We start from the raw sequence: 17,125 nt of genomic DNA, 5'->3' as shown, positions 1-17,125 counted from the left end.
AGCGGCGTCAGGACGCCAGGTCGGCGGCGATCAGCAGGCGCCGCCAGTTGTCGGCGTACTCGCCGGCGTGCCGGCCCTTGCGGAGCCGCTGGTCCCGGACGCCCGGCCCGAGGACGACGGCGACCAGCTCCGGGTAGCCGGGGCCGAGCACGTGCTCGTCGAAGAACGTGGCCACGTCGGGCGCGACGACGGTGAACTCCACGTCCTCGTCGGGGTGCCCGTACTGGAAGACGTAGTCGTCGGGCTCCATCCAGTAGACGTCGAGGTCCTCGGTGTCGAGGCGGATCGGCGCCCCCGCCCCGATCTCGCCGCGCAGCCGGGGCGGGATGCTGTGCACCTCGTGGCCGACCGCGAGCGGGCTGCCCATCGGGTCGTCCTCGTCCACCGTGCGGGCCGCCCAGGCCGCCGGGCTGCGGATCTCCTCGGGCGGGTCGAACCGGAAGTTGTCGCCGGCCAGCCGGCCGAACAGACCGTAGACCTCGGCCACGCCGGGCAGGTCGGGGATCGGCTCCAGCGGGGTCGGCTCGCCGATGACCACGCCGAAGCCGTGCTCGGCCTCCAGGCGCCGCAGCAGCGTGAGCTTCTCCCGGATCCGGTCAAGGCGCGCCGGGTCCCGGGGGGCGGTCACGGGATCACCTTCACGATGACCGGGGTGCCCTCGGGAACGTCCCGCAGCGCGACGGAGATGTCGCTGCCGAGCTGGCGATTCGTCCAGGCGTCCATCGGCCTGAGGTTATCGTACGTGTCCGTTCCGTCCAGTTGCAGCTCCTGGATGTGGTCGGGGTCGTAGCCCTGGCCCCGGGCGGTGATCGGCCCCTTGCCCGCGTAGAGGCGCTCGACCACGTTCTTGTTGGCCAGGTACTTGTTCGTCTCCGGGGTGCCCATGTCCTGGGTCAGGCGGCCGTCCTTGGTGAGGCTGCGGATCATCCGGTCCCGGTAGATGTTGGTACGGGTGCGGCGCTTGCCGGTCGACGGGTCGTACACCTTGTTGCTGTCCCGGTCCGACGGCGCCTTCTTCAGCGCCCCGTCCTGGCCGAGCCGTTGCAGGTCGCGGGCCTTGCGGTCGAAGTCCCGCCGGTCGAAGTCCGGCCGGTTCTTCAGCACCAGCACCGCCGGGCCCTTCGGCTTCGTGCCGGCCGACTTGGCGGTGCGGAAGACGTCGGCGTTCTCCAGGTAGGCCGAGACGACGCGGGCGCCCTTGGCCTGCGTCTGCCGGGGCGGGCTGGTCCGCTTCCTAGCCATTGAGCACCGTCTCCACGGCCATGCCGATGAGCTGGTCGATGATGAAACCGGTGATCATCTTGAAGATCGGGATCTGGAGGAGGGACGCCCCGAAGGTGACCGCCGCCGTCACGATGGCCTGCGCGATCTGGATCGCCAGCAGGGCCAGCTGGATGATCACCTGGATCTTCAGGGCCAGCACCACGCCCGCCGCGACCATCAGCCCGACGCCGATGACGGTGGCCGGGCGGGCGACGTCGGCGATGTTGCGCGCGGCCGACTCGCCGTCGTTCCACTCGCCCGCGAAGGCGGTGAAGCTCTCGCCCCGGTTGTTGTCGAGCACCGTCCGCGCCGCCGCCTCCAGCTGCGCGACCGATCCGGAGATCTGGCCGGCCATGCCGGTCCACTCCCCGGCGAGCTGGAAGATCGCCGTCTCGTCCGACTGTGGCCACTCGTAGCCGAGCATCGAGAGCAGGGAGGCGAGCTCACCCGGGAGCGTCAGTCCCACCGCGACTCCTTTCGTAGATCGGGCGGCTCAGCCACCAGGGCGAGCCGAGGGCGGGCGGCTCAGCCACCCGGGGCGGAGCCGAGGCCGGCGGCTCAGGCACCCAGCGAGCCGAGGATCGAGCGGAAGGACGCGGCCGCGTTCTCCTCGGCGGCGCGGTAGCCGTCGGCCATCCCGCGCAGGCCGTCGACGTAGCTCTCCAACTCGGTGATGTTGGTGCCGAGGCACTCGGCCAGCGCGTCCACGCACGCCTGGTGGGCGACGCCGAGCAAGGACCCGATGTCGTCGCCGCCGAAGGCCGCCGCGTAACCGCCGGCCGCCGCCTGAAAGCCCTCGAAGACCTGGCGGACGGACTCCTTGGCTCGTTCCAGCTCGTCCGCGCCGCGACCCAGCGCGTCGAGGTCGACGTCGAGGCTCTCCACGCTCAGCTCCCGTGCAGTTTCCGCATTGTCTCGCTGACGGCCTGGCTGATCTCCCGCATCTGCCGCAGGCCCTGGTCCTGGAGGCGTTCGATGGTGGCGGTCATCGCGGCGAGGTCGGGCATCGGCTCGGTGGCGGCGACCCCGTCGTCCTGGCCGTCGAGCGCAGCGTTGACCGCCTGGCGCAGCTCGGCGGCGAGGTATTCCGAGCCCTCCCGGAGCACCCGGGGGTCGATGTCGACGGCGCTCACCCGGCCGTCGGTGCCGAGCGTGACCCGGATGCGGCCCTCGGCGGCCTCGGCCACCGACTCCACCCGCTCCCGGGGCGCGGCGGCGCCGCCCACCTCGCGCAGCGCTGCCCGCGCCTGTGCCAGTTGCTGTTCCAGGGCACTCTCGCCCAGCATGCCGCCTCCCCAAGACAAGCCGTGCCGAACCCGACCCAGACTAGCGGTCACCCGCAATCCGGCGGTGGCCCCGCCCACGGCCGTCCGGGCACCCGCGAGCGTCGGCGGTGGTTCAGCCGCGCAGGTGGCCGTCCCCGGTCACCACGTACTTGGTGGAGGTCAGCTCGGGCAGGCCCATCGGGCCGCGCGCGTGCAGCTTCTGCGTGGAGATGCCGATCTCGGCGCCGAAGCCGAACTCGCCGCCGTCGGTGAACCGGGTCGAGGCGTTGACCATCACGGCCGCCGCGTCCACCCGGGCCACGAACTCACGGGCGGCGGTGGTCGAGTCGGTGACGATCGCCTCGGTGTGCCCGGTGCCGTACCGCCGGATGTGCGCGACCGCCGCGTCGAGCGAGTCGACGACGGCGACCGAGATGTCGGCGGAGAGGTACTCGGTGGCGAAGTCCTCGTCGGTGGCCGGCCGCACGGCGGCCGAGTGGGCGGCGACCCGCTCGTCGCCGTGCACGGTGACGCCGGCCTCGGCGAAGGCGGCCAGCATCGGCGGCAGGAAGGCGTCGGCGACCGCCGCGTGCACGAGCAGCGACTCGGCGGTGTTGCAGGTGGAGAGCCGCTGGGTCTTGGCGTTGAGCGCGATCGCGAGGGCCTTCGCCACGTCGGCGGCGGCGTCGACGTAGACGTGGCAGTTGCCCACGCCGGTCTCGATGACCGGCACGGTGGACTCCTCGACCACCGTGCGGATCAGGGACGCGCCGCCGCGCGGGATCAGCACGTCGACCAGGCCCCGGGCGCGCATCAGCTCCTTGACCGAGTCGCGGCTGCTGGCGTCGAGCAGCTGCACCGCGTCCGCCGGCAGGCCAGCCTCGGCAACGGCGTCGCGCAGCACCGCGACCAGGGCGGCGTTGGAGTGGGCCGCCGACGACGAGCCGCGCAGCAGCGCCGCGTTGCCGGACTTCAGGCAGATGCCGGCGGCGTCGACAGTCACGTTCGGCCGGGCCTCGTAGATGATCCCCACCACGCCGAACGGCACCCGGATCTGGCGCAGCTCCAGCCCGTTGGGCAGGGTCGAGCCCCGGACCACCTCGCCCACCGGGTCCGGCAGCGCGGCCATCTGCCGCAACGCGTCGGCGATGCCGGCCACCCGCCCCGCGTCGAGGGCCAGCCGGTCCAGCACGGCCGCGCTCAGCCCGGCCTCGCGCCCGGCCGCCAGGTCCGTCGCGTTCGCGGCGAGGATTTCCGGCGTACGCGCCACCAGCGCGTCGGCCATCGCCACCAGCGCGGCGTCCTTGGCGGTACGCGTGGCGACGGCCAGCGCCTCCGCCGCCGTACGCGCCCGCCGGGCCTGTTCGCTCACGCTCATCGCCGCACTCCTCACAGCAGTACGAGGTCGTCGCGGTGGACGACCTCCCGTTCGTACGCCGGGCCGAGCGCCGCGGCGAGTTCCGTGGTCGACCGGCCGAGCAGCCCGGGCAGCTCGACCGCGTCGTAGTTGACCAGTCCCCGGGCGACAGGCGCGCCCTCGACGTCCACCAGGTCGACCGGGTCGCCCGCGGTGAACGCCCCGTCCACGGCCGTGATGCCGGCGGGCAGCAGCGACTTGCGGCGACCCACCACCGCCGCGACCGCGCCCGGGTCGAGGTGCAGCCGCCCCCGGGGAGTGGTGGCGTGGGCCAGCCAGAAGAGCCGGGCCGTCGGGCGGCGGCGGCTCGGGTGGAACAGGGTGCCGACGGGCTCGCCGGCCAGCACGGGGGCGGCCAGCGGCGCGGCGGTCAGCACCACCGGGATGCCGAACCCGGTCGCGATCCGGGCCGCCTCCACCTTCGTCACCATGCCGCCGGTGCCCACGCCGGCCCGGCCTGCGCCGCCGATGTCGACCCCGGTCAGGTCCCGCTCGTCGTGCACCTCGCTGATCCGGCTGGAGCCCGGGCGGGTGGGGTCGCCGGTCCAGAGGGCGTCCACGTCGGAGAGGAGGACCAGCAGGTCGGCGTGGACCAGGGCGGCGACGAGGGCGGCCAGCCGGTCGTTGTCGCCGAACCGGATCTCCTCGGTGGCGACCGTGTCGTTCTCGTTGACGATCGGCACCGCCCGCAGGTCGAGCAGCTTGCGCAGCGTGCGGTACGCGTTGCGGTAGTGCGCCCGCCGGGTCACGTCGTCGACGGTGAGCAGGACCTGCCCGACGGTCAGCCCGTGCCGGGCGAAGGCGGCCGCGTACCGGCCGATCAGCAGGCCCTGCCCGACGCTGGCGGCGGCCTGCTGGGTGGCCAGGTCGCGCGGGCGCCGGGACAGCCCCAGCGGCGCGAGGCCGGCGGCGATCGCGCCGGAGCTGACCAGCACGACCTCCCGGCCCTCGGCGGCGAGCGCGCCCAGGGTGCCGACGAGCGCGCCGACCCGCCCGTCGTCCAGCCCGCCTTCGGCGGTGGTCAACGAGGAGGATCCGATCTTGACGACGACCCGCCGGGCCGCCGTGACCATGTCACGCACCCGCCCATTCTGCGTGGTCGGTCCCGGCACGCCCCGGCGCGTTCTCATATCGTGGCCGGTCGTGAGACCTGACGAGTACGTCGAAGCGGTGCTGGAGCTCGTCGAGCGGATCCCGCCGGGCCGGGTGATGTCGTACGGGGCGGTGGCCGGCGCGCTGGCCGAACGCTCGGGGCGGGCGTCGGCCCGGCTGGTCGGCTCGATCATGGCCCGGCACGGCGGGGGAGTGCCCTGGCACCGGGTCGTGAACGCGGCCGGCCGGCTGCCACCCGGGCACGAGCGGGAGGCGCGGGCCCGGCTGCGCGCCGAGGGGACGCCGCTGCGCGGCGACGGGGTGGACATGAGGGCGAGCTGGTCCCCCGAGGAGGGGATGTGACCCGCGCCATAACATGAGTAACATTCGGCGTCATGGACGCGCCGCCGGGTGGAGCCGGCTCCCCGCCCGCCGCGCCGCCCGCCGCCGGCCCGACGTCCGCGCCGGGCGTGCTGCCGCGCCGGGTGCACGCCGGCTATGCGCTCGGATCGCTGGCGACCGGCGCGTTCGGCACCGTGCCCGGCCTGCTCCTGCTGCCGTACCTGACCGACACCCTCGGCGTCGCGGCGGGCGCGGCGGCCCTGCTGGTGCTCCTGCCGAAGGCGTGGGACGTGCTGGTCAACCCGGTCGCCGGCCGGATCTCCGACCGCACCCGGTCGCGCTGGGGCGCCCGCCGGCCGTACCTGCTGGTCGCCGGGCTCGCGCTCGGCGTGCTCTTCGCCGCCATCTTCGCCGCGCCGTTCGGGGCCGGGCCGGCCGCCGGGGCGTACGTGGCGCTGGCCTTCCTCGCCACCGCCACCGCGTTCGCCTTCTTCCAGGTGCCGTACGTGGCGATGCCGGCGGAGCTGACCGGCGACTACGCCGAACGTACCCGGATGATGAGCTGGCGGATCGCGGTGCTGGCGCTGGCCATCCTGGTCTCCGGCGCGGTGGCCCCGCTGGTGCGCGACGCCGGTGGCGGAGGCGTCCCGGGGCACCGCTGGATGGGGCTCTTCGTCGCCGGGCTGATCGTGCTCGGGGCGGTCGGCGCCTTCCTCGGCACCCGGTCCGCGCCCTCCGGCACGGTGGGGGAGAGCGAGCCGACGCTGCGCGCCCAGCTCGCCGTCGCCGCCCGCAACCGACCGTTCCGGGCGCTGCTGGTCTGCTTCGTGGTGCAGTCCGCCGGGGTGGCCACCGTCCTCGCCGGGGTCAACTACTTCGCCGACCAGATCCTGCGCGATCCCAAGGGCGGGCCGACCGTCCTGTTCGCCTGCTTCGTCGGGCCGGCGCTGCTGGTGATGCCGCTCTGGACCCGGGTCGGGGCGCGGGTCGGCAAGCTCGCCGCGCTGGTCGCCGCCTCGCTGATCTTCGCGGCGGGCGCGCTTGCCCTGGTCGCCGCCCCGGTGCTGCCCCCGCTCGCGGTCTACCTGCTGGTCGCGCTGATCGGCGTCGGCTACGCCGGACAGCAGGTGTTCGCCCTCGCCATGCTCCCGGACTGCATCGCGTACGACACGGCGCGCACCGGCCGGCGGCAGGCGGGCGTCTTCACCGGCCTCTGGACGGCCGGCGAGACCTTCGGGCTGGCCCTCGGGCCGGGCATCTTCGGCCTGGTGCTCCAGCTCAGCGGCTACGTCTCCTCCGACACCGGCACGGCGGCCACCCAGTCCGGCACCGCCCGCCTCGGCATCCTGCTCGGCTTCACGGTCCTCCCCGCCCTCCTGGTCGGCCTGGCGGTCCTGGCCCTCCGCCCCTACGACCTGACCCCGGCCCGCCTGGCCGCCGCCGCCCCCGCCCCGACCCCGCACCCCCGCACCCACCCCGCCGATCATGCGGTTGTGGTGGGGAGGAAAGCCGCTGACCCCCACGGAAAGGGCACCACGACTCCATGATCGACGAGGGAACCGAGCGGCGGGCGCTGCCCGGGAACGGGCTGCCCGCCGAGCAGGTGCTGGCGGAGGTGTCGGCGCTGCGCTGCGCCGACCGGCCGACGCACGGGGGGCGGCTGTTCGCGTACGTCTACGACCCGGCGGTGCCGGGGCTGGACGAGCTGGCCGCCGCCGCGTACGCCGGCAGCGCGCACGTCAACGGGCTCGACCCGACCGCCTTCCCGTCGCTGCTGGCGATGGAGAACGCGCTGGTCGGCGCTGCCGCCCGGCTGCTCGGCGGCGGCCCCGGCAGCGCCGCGCCGGACGTCGTCGGCAGCGTCACCAGCGGCGGCACCGAGTCGCTGATCCTCGCCGTCAAGACCGCCCGGGACGCCCACCCGGAGATCGCGGCACCCCGGATCGTGGTGCCGGCCAGCGCGCACGCCGCGTTCGCCAAGGCGGCGCACTACCTGCGGGTCGCCGTGGACACGGTGCCCGTGTCGGCGTCGACGCTGCGGCCGGCCGCCGCCGACGTGGCCGCCGCCATCGGCCCGGAGACCGTGCTGGTGGCCTGCTCCGCCCCCTCGTACGCGCACGGCGTCGTCGACCCGGTCGCCGAGATCGCGGCGGCGGCGGCCGAGGCCGGGGTGCGCTGCCACGTGGACGCCTGCTTCGGGGGCTGGACCCTGCCGTACCTGCGCCGCCTCGGGGCGGACGTGCCGCCGTTCGACTTCGCGCTCGCGGGGGTCACCTCGATCTCGGTGGACCTGCACAAGTACGCGTACGCCCCGAAGGGCGTGTCGGTGCTGCTGCACCGTGACCCGGCGCTGCGCGCCCCGCAGTACTTCGCGTACGCGGACTGGCCCGGCTACACGATGGTCAACCCGGTCATCGCCTCCACCCGCTCCGGCGGACCGATCGCCGCCGCGTACGCCACCCTGCGGCACCTCGGCGACGACGGGTACCTGCGGCTCGCGGCGGCCACCCGGGACGCCGTCGCCGGCCTGGCCGACGCCGTCCGCGCGGTCGACGGGCTGCGGCTGATGGCCGAGCCGGAGTCGACAGTCATCTGCTTCACCGCCACCGATGCGGGCCTCGACCTCTTCGTCCTGGTCGACGAGCTGGCCGCCCGCGGCTGGCACACCCAGCCCCAGCTGTCGTACGCCGACCTGCCGCCGAGCGTGCACCTGACGGTGACCGCCGCGGTGGCGCCCCGGGTGGCGGAGTTCGGCCCGGACCTGGCCGACGCCGTGGCCGCCGCCCGGGCCGCCGGACCGGTGGCGCTCCCCGCCGAGCTGCTCGCCCTCGCGACCACGCTGACCCCCGACGCGCTCACCCCCGACCTGGTCGCGGGCCTGGCCGCCGGCCTGGGCCTGACCGCCCCCGCCGACGCGCCCGGTCCAGGCCGCTCCGCCGGTCCCGACGACGCGGCCGGTTCCGACGACGCGGCCGGTCCCGACGACGACGCCGACGGCGCCGACGCCGCCGGCACCGGTGGTGCGCCGGTAGGGCGGATGGCGGTGGTGAACACCCTGCTCGACGCCGCGCCGCCGGCGCTGCGGGAACGGCTGCTGGTGGAGTTCGTCGGCCTGCTGCAACGTCCCACCTGGTGAGCGGCGGCGTCCACCCCGCCGGGTGGACGCCGCCGCCGGATCACCTCTCCACCCGGACGGCGACGTGGTTGTCCCCGGGGGTCAGGTCCGGCCAGTAGCGGTGGTCGGCGCCGTAGTGGACCAGCCAGACCGACAGGCCCGTCTCAAGGCTCTCCGGCCCGAGGCGGAAGCGGAAGGTCCAGCTCCGGCGCTCCCCGGCCGGCACCCCCTCGGTCAGGCACGACGGCCACTCCGGCTGCACGCGGGCCGGCTCACACCGGTCCCAGTCGCCGCCGGCGGGCGTGCCGAAGGCCTCCAGGTGCCGGAAGGCGACGCGGTCCGCGTCGAGGGACCCCCGGTTGGTCACGGTCACCGTCAGCGTGCCCTGGAACCGGCCATGCTCGTCCGCCGGTCCGAGGACGAACGGCCCGGCGGAGATCGCGAGGTCGGTGAGGCGGGAGTCCCGGCCGAAGGTGGTCGGGCCGCCGGTCTGGGCGAACCGTTCGCCGTTCCAGCCGTACGTCCGCCACTGCTGGCGCGCCCAGTACGCCGGAATGCTGCAACAGGGCTGGATGTCGGCGACCTGGACGCGGACCTTCCCGTCGGCCACGGCGACGGCGCGGACGTCCTCGAAGCCGCCGTCACCCTCCTCGTGCGTCCGGGCCACCCGCCCCAGCGTGACGATCCGCCCGGCGGCGTCCCGGTCGAAGGCGACCACCTGCTTCGCCGACGCCTCGCCGATGCGGCAGCCGACCAGGGCCAGCGTCTCGGTGGCGCCGTCGGCGTCGACGTCGCCGTGCGTGACGCTGATCAGGTACGGCCGGTCCACCTCCGGCGTGGTGGCCGGCAGCAGGGCGACCCGCGTGGTGTCGGCGCAGTTGCGGCCGGCCCAGGCCGGCAGGTCGGGTCGGGCGGCGCGCAGCTGGCGCTCGGTGATCCGGCCGTCCGGCGCGGCCGGTGACGACGGCGACGACGACGGCGACCGCGACACGTCGGGTGAGGGTCGGGGCGACGGGGACCACGTCGGGTCGGCCGTCGGCGTCGCCGCCGGCGGTGCCGGCGGCGGGGCGTCCCGCAGCGCCGCGACGGCGGCGATCGGGGCCACCACCAGCGCGACGGCGACCGCCCCGGTCGCGACGGCGGCGCGGCGGCGACGCCGCAGCGTGCGCCGGGCCGCGTCCGGGCCCGGACCGTCGATCCGGTCCGTCAGGTCTCCGCGGTACGCGGCGAAGCGCGCCCGCAGCGGGTCCTGCTCAGGCATGGCCGACTCCCTCCGGGTTCTCGTCGAGCAGGGTGGCCAGGACGGCGCGGCCCCGGTGCAGCCACGACTTGACCGTTCCCTCGGCCACCCCCTCCTGGACGGCGATCTGGGCGACGGACATGTCGGCGAGGTAGTGCAGGACCACGGCCCGCCGGTGTTTCTCGGGCAGCGCCGCGAGCGCCCTGTCGATGGCCACCCGGTCCGGCGTCGGGCCCGGCACCTGCGCCTCCACCCGCCGCTGCCGCAGCAGGTGGCCGCGGGCGGTACGCAGCCGACGCCACCTGCTGCGGGCGAGGTTCCAGGCCACCCGCCGGATCCAGGCCACCGGGTCGTCGTAGCGGGCCAGCCGGTCCCACCGGGCGAGCGCCCGGCAGAACGCCTCCTGCGCCAGGTCCTGGGCCTGGCCCAGGTCTCCGGTGTACGCGCAGAGCTGCGCGGTCACGCTGCGGAAGTGCGCGTGGTAGAAGTCGTCGAAGGTGATCGTCGCCGCGCCCTCGCCGGTCCGCGCGTCGACCGTCGGAGGTGGTTCGTTGGCGCGGGCCCCCATCGTCACAGTCACTGTCCCTCCCCGTTCGGGCCGCCGTGGGTGTCTGGCGGCGGTAACACTCCACCGGGTCGCGGCCGGTTGCGGCCGGCGCGGTCGTGGATCCGACGGCGGAACGGGGCACCGACGGGTCGACCGGCGCCGCCGTGGGCTGTGGTTGACTTGTGGCGGTGCTCGGGAAGGGGGCGGTCGTGCAGGTGCCGGGAGTGCTCGGTGAGCCGATCCGGTTCGTGCTGAACTGGGGCCGCCGCTACTCGCTCTGGGTCTTCAACTTCGGCCTGGCCTGCTGCGCGATCGAGTTCATCGCCACCAGCATGGGCCGGCACGACTTCATGCGGCTGGGCGTGATCCCGTTCGCGCACGGGCCCCGGCAGGCCGACCTCATGGTCGTCTCCGGGACGGTCACCGACAAGATGGCCCCCGCGATCAAGCGGCTCTACGACCAGATGCCCGAGCCGAAGTACGTCATCTCGTTCGGCGCGTGCTCCAACTGCGGCGGCCCCTACTGGGACTCGTACTCGGTGACCAAGGGCGTCGACCAGCTCATCCCGGTCGACGTCTACGTGCCCGGCTGCCCGCCCCGGCCCGAGGCGCTCCTGCACGGCATCCTGCGCCTCCAGGAGAAGATCGCCGCCGAGCAGTCCGGGATCGGCGGCGTGCCCCGGCCGGACGCGCTCGCCCCGCCGGTCGACGCCCCGCTGGCCGACGCCGGCTCGACCGGTATGCGTCCCCGCTCGGCGGAGTCGCTGACCGCCCCGCCGGTCCGCCCGCCCACCTCCTGAGCCGTACGGTCCGGTCGGCCGAGAACCCCGGTTGGCTGGCGGGGGCTAGCCTGCGCACCATGAACCACTCCGCCGACCAGCGTTCCGCCCACATCGCCGACGTGCTCACCGAGGAGTTCGGCGCGTCGATGGCTCTCGACCCGGCCGCCTTCCGCCGCAAGTTCCGCAAGATGGCCGCGTCCCCGTTCGCCTTCTACCGGGGCAGCGCCTCGCTCTTCTACGCCGACCAGGTCGGTGACTTCGCCGACGACCGGTTCCTCGACGACCGGACCAGCCGGGTGTGGATCCACGGCGACCTGCACGCGGAGAACTTCGGCACGTACATGAACGCGTCCGGGCAGCTCGTGTTCAACGTCAACGACTTCGACGAGGCGTACGTGGGGCCGTTCAGCTGGGACCTGAAGCGGCTGGCGGCCAGCGTGGCGCTGATCGGCTACGCCAAGGCGCTCTCCGACCGGGCGATCAGCGACCTGGTCACCGGCTTCGCCCGGTCGTACCTGACCGAGCTGCGCGCCATCGCCGAGGGGGGCGACGACGCGATCGGCTCGATCACCCTGGACAACGCCGACGGGGTGCTCCGCCGGGTGCTCCAGCAGGCGCGGCTCAACACCCGGGTCGACCTGCTCGCCACGCAGACCACCATCGACAACTACGAACGCCGGTTCTCGCTGGGCGACGGCGTCTACGAGATCGACGCCGAGACCCGGGAACGGGTCTGCGCCGCGTTCGAGGACTACCTCGGCACGCTGCCCGCCTCCTCCGCCCAGCTCCGTCCCGTGGCCACCCAGATCAAGGACGTGGTGCTGCGCAAGGGGGTGGGCATCGGCTCGGCCGGGCTGCCGTCGTACAACCTGCTGCTGGAGGGGCACACCCAGGCGCTGGAGAACGACGTCGTCATCTACATGAAGCAGGCCCAGGTGCCGGCGGTGGCCCGGCACATCGCCGACGAGGCGGTCGCGGGCTACTTCCAGCACCAGGGGCACCGCACGGCCGAGTCGCAGCGGGCACTCCAGGCGCACGCCGACCCGTGGCTGGGCTTCACCGAGCTGGACGGGGCCGGGCAGCTCGTCGCCGAGGTCTCCCCGTACGCGGCCGACCTCGACTGGGCGGACGTGAACGAGCCGGAGGAGTTGGCCGGCGTGCTGACCGACCTGGGCCGGGCGGTCGCCCGGATGCACTCGGTGGCCGACGACGAGTCCAGCCACGACCTGGTCGACTACTCCACGGAGGAGGCGATCGTGGCGGCGGTGGACGCCGACGAGGCGGGCTTCGTGACGCACCTGGTCGACTTCGCCCACGCGTACGGCGTCCGCGCCCGGCAGGACCACCAGCTCTTCGTCGACCTGTTCCGCAACGGCCGGCTGCCCGGCCTCTGAGCGGAGTCAGGAACCGAACTCCAGCACCACCTTGATGTCGTCCGGCTCGGAGGTGTACGCCCCGGCGTACGCCTCCACCGGCACCCGGCGGGTGATCAGCGCGTCGAGCCACGACCGGTCGGCGCGGGCCAGCGCGGCAGCGGCGAGGTCCCAGTGCCGGCGGTTGGCGTTCACCGAGCCGAACACGACGTTGTTCTCCAGCACGAGCGCGCGGTTGAGCGCCCCGGCGTCGAGGTCGATGGTCCGCCCGCCGCTGGAGACGCCGGTCAGGCAGACGATGCCGGTCGGCGCGGCCTTGTACATCACGTCGAGGACGACGACCGGCGCCCCGGTGCACTCCAGCACCACGTCCGGCTCGAAGTCCAGCTCGCTGACGGGCACGGTGTGGTAGGTCGCCCCGAGCGCCCGGACCAGGTCCGGCTTCGGCCCGGTGGTGTTGCGGTCCAGCACGTGCACGGCGAGCCCGCGCTGCGTGGCCAGCAGCGCGGCCAGCAGGCCGATCGGCCCGGCCCCGGTGACCAGTACGGTCTGCGGCTGCCACTCGGCGCGGGCACCGATGCGCTCGATGTGCTCCCACGCCTTCGCCACCACGCTGGTCGGCTCGAGCAGCATGCCGACCGGGGCGAGGGCCCGGTCCAGTCCCACGGCGAACCGGGGTTGCAGCCGCCAGCGGTCCCGGGCGAAGCCGGGCAGGGCCTTGATGCCGTGCTCGGTGAACCGACCGTTGCGGCACATGTCCCACTCGCCGACCGCGCAGTTCGGGCAGGGCACCGGGTCGGGGTGCCGGACGACGCCCGCCACCAGGTCGCCGGGTTGCAGCGTGCCCGACGGGTCCTCCAGCACCCGGCCCAGCGACTCGTGCCCCAGCACCAGCCGGTCCGCGCCGGGCGGCGCCTCGCCGTAGTCGCCGGCGATGATCTCGTGGTCGGTGCCGCAGATCCCCACCGCCAGCGCCTCGACCAGGATCGCGCCCTCCTCGGGCGGTGGCTCCGGATGATCGTCGATCAGCCGCAGCGAGTCGGCGACACCCGGAATGACAGTCACAGCGCGCACGCCCCCATCCTTCCCCGCCCCCGGTATCCCCCGCCGCCAAAGCCCGACATCCACCCCGCACCTCCGCGCCCCGCACCCGCGCCCGCACCCCGCACCCCACGCTCTCGTGCCCCGTGCCCCGTGCCCCGTGCCCCGTGCCCCGTGCCCCGCAGCTCCGCCCGCACGCCGCGTCCGCTCGATCATGCAGTTGTGGTGGGGGACGAAGGTCGCCTTCCCTGCCGAACCGGGCACCACGACTGCATGATCGTCCCGGCGGAGGGGCGGCGGAAGGGCGGGGGATCGGGGGTGGGGTGGGCGCGGGGCGTGGGGCGTTCGGTTGGGTGGGGGGTGCGGGGGAGGACCTAGGATCAGCGGCATGACTCCGGAAGAGGTCGGCCAGCGGATGGTGGCGCTGCTCGCGCCCGCCGAGGTGACCCCGTCGGTCTCCGGCGGCCAGGCGTACGCCCGCGCCACCGTCGACGTACCGCCGGCGAACTGGCCGGACGCGCTCCGCGCGGCCCGCGACGACGCCGAGCTGGCCTGCGACTACTTCGACTGGCTCTCCGCCGTCGACGAACTCGCCGGCGGCTTCGACGTGGTGGCGCACCTCTGGTCCACCACCCGCCGGCACGGGATCCTGCTGCGGACCCGGGTGCCCCGGGACGCCCCGGCGGTCGCCTCGGTCGTCGACGTCTACCCGGGCGCCGCATGGCACGAGCGGGAGACGCACGAGATGTTCGGCATCGACTTTCCCGGTCACGCCGGGCTGGCACCGCTGCTGCTGCCGCCCGAGTTCGAGGGGCATCCACTGCGCAAGGAGGTCGTGCTCGCCTCCCGGGTGGCGAAGCCCTGGCCGGGCGCGAAGGAACCGGGCGAGTCCGAGGCCGGCGGCGGGCGCCGCCCGATCCGCCCGCCGGGCGTACCCGCGCCGGGGGAGTGGGGGACGACGCCGACACCTGCCGGCGCGGGCGGGGTCGGCGAGGGGCCGCGCGGCGGCACCCCGGCCCGCCCGGCCCGGGAGCGGCCTGCCCGACCGGCCCCGGGGGCCCGTCCACCCCGTACCGCCCGGCCCGCCGCCACCGCCGACGGCCCGGCACCCGCCGACGGCCCGGCACCCGCCGACCCGGCGGTCACCCGTCCCGCCGACCCGGTGGCCGACGCCGGTCCGCCGCCCGCCGCACCTGTCGACGGTCCGGCGCCTGCCGACCCGGCGGTCACCGGTCCCGCCGACCCGGCGGGCGATGCCGGTCAGTCACCCGGCGGGCCCGGCGGCCGGACGGCCCGCCCCGGCCCGCCGGCGGACCGGCCCGCGTCCGAGGGCCCGGCAGCGTCGGAGCGTTCCGGCGACGACGGAGGTACGCCCTGATGCCACTGTGGTTGGAGCTGGTCATCCGGGTGGGGGGCGTGCTCGTCGCCTTCCTCACCCTGCCGTTGCTGGTCGGGCAGGCCGAGCACAAGGTGATGGCGCACATGCAGGGCCGGCTCGGCCCGATGTACGCGGGCGGCTTCCACGGCTGGGCCCAGCTGGTCGCCGACGGCGTGAAGTTCGTGCAGAAGGAGGACGTCACGCCCCGGGAGGCGGACCGGGCGGTCTTCCGGCTCGCCCCGGCGGTCGCCCTGGTGCCCTACCTGCTGGTCCTGCTGGTGATCCCGCTCGGCCCGGACGACCTGGTCGGGCAGCCGCTGGACATCGGCCTGTTCTTCGTGCTGGCCGTGGTGGGCGTGGGCGTGGTGGCGGTGCTGATGTCGGCGTGGGCGTCGGCCAACAAGTACAGCCTCCTCGGCGGGATCCGCGGCGCGGCCCAGCTGCTCGGCTACGAGCTGCCGCTGGTGCTGGCCGCCGCGTCGGTGGCGATGGCGGCCGGGACGCTCAGCCTCTCCGGCATCGTCGAGGCGTGGCAGCCGTGGTGGCTGCTCTGGCAGGCCCCCGCCATGGTCGTCTTCTTCCTCGCCGGGCTCGCCGAGATCCGCCGCCCGCCGTTCGACATGCCGGTCGCCGACTCGGAGCTGGTCTTCGGCTACATGACGGAGTACACGGGCCTGCGGTTCGCGTTCTTCCTGCTCGCCGAGTACGTCGGGATCGTGGTGATCGCCGCGCTCACCACCGTGCTCTTCCTCGGGGGCTGGCAGGGCCCCTTCGCCGACGCGCAGCTCGGCTGGCTGTGGACCCTGCTGAAGGTCTTCGCCGTCTCGTTCCTGATCATCTGGCTCCGGGTGTCCTACCCCCGCCTGCGCGAGGACCAGCTCCAGCGTCTCTGCTGGCTAGTCCTGGTCCCCGTCTCCCTGGGCCAACTGGTTCTCACCGCCGCCGTCCGCGTCGCGCTGTAGGGGCGCGCCGTCCGCGTCGCGCGGTGGGGCGCGCCGTCAGGGCAGCGGGGTGTGGGCGGGGTCGACGCGCTCGGCGGGCGGGGGCGGCGGGGGCGGGGTGCCGTCGCCGAAGGGACGACCGCCGAGGGCCTCGCGGCCGTGCGGGGTGAGCCAGTTCGCCAGGTCGGGGCCGAGCGGCACCATCCCGGTCGGGTTGATGTCGCGGTGCACCTCGTAGTAGTGCCGCTTGATGTGGTCGAAGTCGACCGTGTCGCCGAAGCCCGGCGTCTGGAACAGGTCCCGGGCGTACGCCCAGAGCACCGGCATCTCGGTCAGCTTGCTCCGGTTGCACTTGAAGTGCCCGTGGTAGACCGGGTCGAAGCGGACCAGCGTGGTGAACAGCCGCACGTCCGCCTCGGTGATGGTGTCCCCGACCAGGTAGCGCTGCCCGGCCAGCCGCTCGCTGAGCCAGTCCAGCCGGTCGAACAGCAGGTGGTACGCCTTCTCGTACGCCGCCTGGTCGCCGGCGAAGCCGCACCGGTAGACGCCGTTGTTGACGTCCCGGAAGAGCAGCGTGCTCACCTCGTCGATCTCGTCGCGCAGCCGCTCGGGGTAGAGCTCGGGCGCGCCCTCACGGTGGTACGCCGTCCACTCGGTGGACAGGTCGAGGCTCATCGGCCCGAAGTCGTTGGTGACCACCTGCCCGGTGGGCACGTCCACGATCGCCGGCACGGTGATGCCCCGCTCGTAGCCGGGGAACCGGGCGAAGTACGCCTCGGCCAGCCGCTCGATGCCGAGCACGGGGTCGCGCCCGCCCGGGTCGAGGTCGAACGTCCAGCTCCGCTTGTCGTGGGTCGGGCCGGCCACCGCCAGCGAGATCGCGTCCTCCAGCCCGAGCAGTCGCCGTACGATGATCAGCCGGTTCGCCCAGGGACAGGCGCGGCTGACCGCCAGCCGGTAGCGGCCGGGCTCCACGGGCCAGCCGTCGCGGGCGTCGGCGGTGATCCGGGTGGCGATGTAGCGCTGGTCCCGGGTGAACTCGCCGCCCGGCTCGACGTACCGGCCGCCGGTGCGCATCAGCACCTCGTCCGCGTTGGTCGCCGCGCCGCCCTCGGTCGTGCCGCCCATGCCCGCCCCCTCCGCCGTCGTCCGTCGCTCGTCCCATCATGGCGGCTACACCGCCCCCGGGCGCGCCGAGTGCCGACCTCCGCCGCTGGGCTCGCGGTGTGCCGACCACCGCCGCCGGGCGCGCGGTGTGCCGGCCGCCGCTGCCGGAGGTGGCGCGCCGGGACCGGCCGGCCGGCCCCGGTGGCCGGTTAGGCTGCCGCG

Annotated in this window: 17 protein-coding genes and 1 pseudogene; 7 read left to right on the top strand and 11 right to left on the bottom strand. The window is 74.7% G+C overall.

The features are described 5' to 3' along the window. Positions 1 to 7: 7 nt before the first annotated feature. From ACGFNF_RS08075 to proB, 7 genes are all read right to left on the bottom strand, one after another. Complete coding sequence (locus ACGFNF_RS08075; RefSeq protein WP_393166559.1) at positions 8 to 628, bottom strand: hypothetical protein; 621 nt, start codon at positions 626 to 628, stop codon at positions 8 to 10. Beyond that, positions 625 to 1,242, bottom strand: a complete 618-nt coding sequence (locus ACGFNF_RS08070) for a hypothetical protein (RefSeq protein ID WP_151456502.1) — start codon at positions 1,240 to 1,242, stop codon at positions 625 to 627. Before ACGFNF_RS08070 ends, ACGFNF_RS08075 begins: the two co-directional genes overlap by 4 nt. Continuing rightward, positions 1,235 to 1,729: a hypothetical protein gene (locus tag ACGFNF_RS08065; RefSeq protein ID WP_393166557.1), complete on the bottom strand. Its 495-nt coding sequence runs from the start codon at positions 1,727 to 1,729 to the stop codon at positions 1,235 to 1,237. Before ACGFNF_RS08065 ends, ACGFNF_RS08070 begins: the two co-directional genes overlap by 8 nt. Positions 1,730 to 1,821: 92 nt before the next feature. Next, positions 1,822 to 2,148 (bottom strand): hypothetical protein, encoded by a 327-nt coding sequence (locus ACGFNF_RS08060; protein WP_132230860.1) that lies wholly within the window; start codon positions 2,146 to 2,148, stop codon positions 1,822 to 1,824. A gap of 2 nt (positions 2,149 to 2,150) precedes the next feature. Further along, positions 2,151 to 2,549, bottom strand: a complete 399-nt coding sequence (locus ACGFNF_RS08055; protein ID WP_357578977.1) for a YbaB/EbfC family nucleoid-associated protein — start codon at positions 2,547 to 2,549, stop codon at positions 2,151 to 2,153. 112 nt (positions 2,550 to 2,661) lie between these two features. Then, a complete protein-coding gene (locus ACGFNF_RS08050) occupies positions 2,662 to 3,906 on the bottom strand; it encodes a glutamate-5-semialdehyde dehydrogenase (RefSeq protein ID WP_357578978.1) in 1,245 nt (414 codons plus the stop codon). 11 nt (positions 3,907 to 3,917) lie between these two features. Beyond that, entirely contained in the window at positions 3,918 to 5,075 is a 1,158-nt protein-coding gene (proB, locus tag ACGFNF_RS08045) for a glutamate 5-kinase (protein WP_151456506.1), read from the bottom strand. 13 nt (positions 5,076 to 5,088) lie between these two features. On the opposite strand from proB, the gene ACGFNF_RS08040 reads away from it, so the two are divergent. From ACGFNF_RS08040 to ACGFNF_RS08030, 3 genes are read left to right on the top strand one after another with little or no spacing between them, the layout of a single operon-like run. After that, complete coding sequence (locus ACGFNF_RS08040; RefSeq protein WP_357578979.1) at positions 5,089 to 5,400, top strand: MGMT family protein; 312 nt, start codon at positions 5,089 to 5,091, stop codon at positions 5,398 to 5,400. 32 nt (positions 5,401 to 5,432) lie between these two features. Beyond that, a complete protein-coding gene (locus ACGFNF_RS08035) occupies positions 5,433 to 6,926 on the top strand; it encodes an MFS transporter (protein ID WP_357578980.1) in 1,494 nt (497 codons plus the stop codon). Continuing rightward, positions 6,923 to 8,515, top strand: a complete 1,593-nt coding sequence (locus ACGFNF_RS08030) for a pyridoxal phosphate-dependent decarboxylase family protein (protein ID WP_393166554.1) — start codon at positions 6,923 to 6,925, stop codon at positions 8,513 to 8,515. The genes ACGFNF_RS08035 and ACGFNF_RS08030 overlap by 4 nt, the downstream gene beginning before the upstream one ends. Before the next feature lie 40 nt (positions 8,516 to 8,555). Here ACGFNF_RS08030 and ACGFNF_RS08025 read toward each other — a convergent pair whose 3' ends face one another. Together ACGFNF_RS08025 and ACGFNF_RS08020 are read right to left on the bottom strand one after the other, a co-directional pair. Beyond that, positions 8,556 to 9,755: a hypothetical protein gene (locus ACGFNF_RS08025; protein ID WP_393166552.1), complete on the bottom strand. Its 1,200-nt coding sequence runs from the start codon at positions 9,753 to 9,755 to the stop codon at positions 8,556 to 8,558. Next, positions 9,748 to 10,314 carry a SigE family RNA polymerase sigma factor gene (locus tag ACGFNF_RS08020; protein WP_357580425.1) on the bottom strand — a complete coding sequence of 189 codons (567 nt, stop codon included), beginning with the start codon at positions 10,312 to 10,314 and terminating at the stop codon, positions 9,748 to 9,750. Before ACGFNF_RS08020 ends, ACGFNF_RS08025 begins: the two co-directional genes overlap by 8 nt. A gap of 176 nt (positions 10,315 to 10,490) precedes the next feature. Between ACGFNF_RS08020 and ACGFNF_RS08015 the strand changes: the two genes are divergently transcribed. Continuing rightward, the gene (locus ACGFNF_RS08015) at positions 10,491 to 11,081 is read left to right on the top strand and encodes an NADH-quinone oxidoreductase subunit B family protein (protein ID WP_357580428.1); all 591 of its coding nucleotides are present in this window, start codon (positions 10,491 to 10,493) and stop codon (positions 11,079 to 11,081) included. Positions 11,082 to 11,140: 59 nt separating this feature from the next. Continuing rightward, on the top strand, positions 11,141 to 12,457 hold the full coding sequence (locus tag ACGFNF_RS08010) for a DUF2252 domain-containing protein (protein WP_357580424.1): 1,317 nt from the start codon (positions 11,141 to 11,143) through the stop codon (positions 12,455 to 12,457). Between the two features lie 6 nt (positions 12,458 to 12,463). Here ACGFNF_RS08010 and ACGFNF_RS08005 read toward each other — a convergent pair whose 3' ends face one another. Then, entirely contained in the window at positions 12,464 to 13,510 is a 1,047-nt protein-coding gene (locus ACGFNF_RS08005; protein ID WP_357580423.1) for a glucose 1-dehydrogenase, read from the bottom strand. Positions 13,511 to 13,865: 355 nt separating this feature from the next. On the opposite strand from ACGFNF_RS08005, the pseudogene ACGFNF_RS08000 reads away from it, so the two are divergent. Both ACGFNF_RS08000 and ACGFNF_RS07995 read left to right on the top strand, forming a co-directional pair. After that, positions 13,866 to 14,462, top strand: a pseudogene (locus ACGFNF_RS08000) (NADH-quinone oxidoreductase subunit C); the annotation flags it as partial. 392 nt (positions 14,463 to 14,854) lie between these two features. Continuing rightward, positions 14,855 to 15,817: a complex I subunit 1 family protein gene (locus ACGFNF_RS07995; RefSeq protein WP_132230869.1), complete on the top strand. Its 963-nt coding sequence runs from the start codon at positions 14,855 to 14,857 to the stop codon at positions 15,815 to 15,817. Positions 15,818 to 15,853: 36 nt separating this feature from the next. Here the strand turns inward: ACGFNF_RS07995 and ACGFNF_RS07990 are convergent, their stop codons facing one another. Next, complete coding sequence (locus ACGFNF_RS07990) at positions 15,854 to 16,924, bottom strand: glutathione S-transferase family protein (RefSeq protein WP_393166550.1); 1,071 nt, start codon at positions 16,922 to 16,924, stop codon at positions 15,854 to 15,856. Positions 16,925 to 17,125 lie beyond the last annotated feature (201 nt).

It is taken from the genome of Micromonospora sp. NPDC048868, from assembly GCF_043198195.1.
Classification (GTDB): Bacteria; Actinomycetota; Actinomycetes; order Mycobacteriales; family Micromonosporaceae; genus Micromonospora; species Micromonospora reichwaldensis.
This window is presented reverse-complemented; position numbering and strand designations above follow the sequence as displayed.